Below are 3,533 nucleotides of genomic sequence, written 5' to 3' on the forward strand. Positions count from 1 at the left end.
TATACAACAAATTCAGGACGGTAGAGATGGCTTTAGTTATCCCCGGCCTGGTTTTTCCTGTCATAGCTATCTGGGGGCTTCACCTGATTCTGGCCGGAGAGGCAGAAGAGAAACAGCTAAAGAAAGGTTTTGCCTGGTCGTTGGGAGTTACCGGCGGTATCTGTCTGGTTATTTGGTTAATCCCTTCATTACTTCTTGACTTTAAATCTTCTTATGATGCTCAGTTTATCAGTCAGGTACCCGAATGGTATTACAACGCCTTAGTCATCGACCGGGCTTCGCTGGCTTCTTCAGACGCATTTCGCTCCCTGATTTTCATCATATTGGGTGCCGGATTACTTTTCTGGTTCCGTAAATCAAAAACGAAAAAAACCTCTGCCGTCATCGTGAGCGCCGGAATAGCTATCCTGATACTGGCAGACCTCTGGACAATAGACCGCCGTTACATCAATGACGGAAGTTACACCCGTGAAAAGCCGGAAGAAACTTATAAAGAGAGCATTGCCGACAAGGAAATCCTGAAAGACACCGATTCCTTCCGTGTATTGGGACTGGACAATCCCTGGCAAAACACAGATGTTTCCTATTTTCATCATTCGGTGGGAGGATACCATGCGGTGAAACTGCGCCGATATCAGGAATTGATAGAGTACAGATTGAATAAGGAATATCAGCAAATTGTCAATGCTTTTCAAAACGCACGCTCTTTTGAAGATATCTATCCGGCATTAGCCACATCTCCGTCACTGAATATGCTAAACACACGCTACATTATATATAATGCAGAACAGCCGCCTCTGAGAAATCCATTTGCTTTTGGTAATTGCTGGTTTGTGCAGGAAATAGAGATTGTTGATAATGCAGATGCCGAGATTGCCGCGTTGGAAACCATTCAACCGCTGGAAACAGCTGCTATAGATAAACGATTTGCCCCGGAACTGGAAGGATTTACTCCACAACAGGATTCGACGGCTACTATTATCCTGGAGAATTACCGTCCCAACCGTCTCACCTATAAAAGTAAGACTTCGGCTGAGCAGGTGGCCGTCTTTTCCGAAATATATTACCGGCCGGGATGGAAAGTAAAGATCGACGGACAGGAAGCATCACATTTCCGTGCAGACTGGATCTTGCGCGCCATGTGTGTCCCGGCCGGAGAACATACGATTGTTTTTGAGTTTTTGCCCGATCGGTATATTGCCGCCGCTTATGTTTCGTCGTTCAGTTCTTTCCTGATTTTGTTGTTGTTAATTGGAGTAATCGGATGGACAGGGTGGAAAATATGGAAAAAAAATATTCAGTTATAATACCTGTTTATAATCGGCCGGCAGAGGTTTGCGAACTGTTGGACAGCCTGTCACGTCAAACCTGTAAGGATTTCGAAACTCTTGTCATAGAAGACGGGTCGACAGTTCGTTGTGATCTGGTAGTGAAGAAATACGAAGAAATATTGGATCTTCGCTATTTCTTCAAACCCAATTCGGGGCGTAGCCTGACACGCAATTATGGTATGGAGCATGCAGAGGGAGATTTCCTGATATTTTTCGATTCGGACTGTATCATCCCTGAGGATTATTTTCAGAAAATAACGACGTATCTGGAAGAAACAAATGCCGATTGCTTCGGCGGCCCCGACAAAGCTCATGTTTCTTTCTCACGGATGCAAAAAGCTGTCAGCCATTCCATGACATCATTTCTAACTACCGGTGGTATCCGGGGAAGTAAAAAAGGATTGGAAAAGTTTGTTCCGCGTACCTTCAATATGGGTTTTTCCCGTAAGGTTTATCATGCGGTAGGCGGGTTTAAGGATATGTTTGGTGAAGATATTGATTTAAGTACCCGCATACGCAAAGCAGGATTCTCCGTAGAATTATTCCCTGACGCTTACGTATATCATAAACGGCGTGTTAATTTAAAGTCTTTCTACAGGCAGGTTTATGTATTTGGTATGGCACGGGTCGGATTATATCAGTTACATCCTGCATCCTTGAAGCCGGTTCATTTATTGCCGGGCTGTTTTGTTTTAGGAACAGTTTTCTTGTGCTTATCTTCTTTTATCTGTTTATGGGCGCTGCTTCCGATAGGTATTTATCTGTTTGCACTGTTCATTGAATCATGGGTTGTAAACAGGAACTTTTCGATTGCATGCCTTTCCATAGTGACCGGCCTTGTTCAATTAGTTGGATATGGGAGCGGTTTTCTGAATGCGTATGTACGCAAAGTAATTTTCAAACAGAAAACAGATACGGAATCCGAACTGAAAAAGTATTACAAAAAAAGCAACTGATATGATGTTTTTAATACCTCCAAAAGAGATCACACATTGTTTCATGGAACAAACATTACAAATACCGGTACAGACTGTTACAATCAAAGATTCAATATAACGACGGTATAACCTTTCCCGTGGTGGGAAAATCAAACAAAGCAGCTATGGAGAAGCTGATATATCCGGATTTCAGAAATAATAAATTAATGAATACAAAAATCATAAACTGCATGTCATGAAAAAAGCAATTATTTTATTCTGTGTCTTCGCTACTGCAATAAACATTCAAGCACAATGGAAACCGGCAGGAGACAAAATTAAAACACCTTGGGCTGAACAAGTTGACCCATCCAAAGTATTGCCTGAATATCCCAGGCCTTTAATAGAGCGGGGTGAATGGATAAATCTGAACGGCCTGTGGGAATATGCAATTGCGCCGAAAGGGAACGTAGAACCGGCTACTTTTGACGGGCAAATATTAGTACCTTTTGCCGTCGAATCGTCTTTATCCGGCGTACAGAAAGAAGTAGGCGGCACAAATGAACTTTGGTATAAACGTGAGTTTGCGATTCCGTCCAACTGGAAAAATAAGCATGTAAAACTGAACTTCGGAGCCGTCGACTGGATAGCGGACATTTTTATCAATGACATTCTAATCGGCTCGCATCAAGGAGGATATACGCCTTTCTCATTTGACATCACTCCCTATTTGAGCGGGAGAAATAAGCATAAATTAGTCGTTCGCGTATGGGATCCGACAGACAAAGGTTATCAGCCTCGTGGAAAACAAGTGATAAATCCCGAAGGTATCTGGTACACGCCGGTTACAGGCATCTGGCAGACGGTCTGGCTGGAACCTGTTTCCGAAAACCATATAACAACGATCAAATCTATTCCCAATATTGATGAAAATCTTATCCGCGTAACTGTTTCCACAGCAACTTGCCGTGTTACAGACATTGTAGAAGTCAGATTAATCGACAAAGGAAAGGTAATCGCCTCCGCTAAAGGGGTACAAGGAAAAGAGCTTCGCCTGCACATTGATCATCCTGTGTTATGGAGCACGGATAATCCTTACCTGTACGACATGAAAATATTACTCACTTCTTCGGGTTCGGTGACAGATGAAGTGAAATCTTACACCGCTCTCCGCAAAATATCCACCAAACGGGATGCGAATGGATTGATGCGTATGCAATTGAACAACAAAGACCTCTTTCATTACGGCCCGCTCGACCAAGGTTGGTGGCCTGACGGTTTATAT

General features: G+C 43.1%; 3 protein-coding genes. All 3 read left to right on the forward strand.

The genetic code is table 11. The features are described from left to right. Nucleotides 1-1,307, forward strand: a 1,307-nt coding sequence (locus tag LBQ60_19290) for a YfhO family protein (protein ID MDR2040073.1), incomplete at its 5' end; no start/stop codon positions are given. Then, a complete protein-coding gene (locus LBQ60_19295; protein MDR2040074.1) occupies nucleotides 1,283-2,287 on the forward strand; it encodes a glycosyltransferase in 1,005 nt (334 codons plus the stop codon). The genes LBQ60_19290 and LBQ60_19295, both read left to right, overlap by 25 nt. 217 nt (nucleotides 2,288-2,504) lie before the next feature. Next, nucleotides 2,505-3,533, forward strand: a 1,029-nt coding sequence (locus LBQ60_19300) for a beta-galactosidase (GenBank protein MDR2040075.1), incomplete at its 3' end; no start/stop codon positions are given.

It is taken from the genome of Bacteroidales bacterium, assembly GCA_031275285.1.
Lineage (GTDB): Bacteria > Bacteroidota > Bacteroidia > Bacteroidales > UBA4181 > JAIRLS01.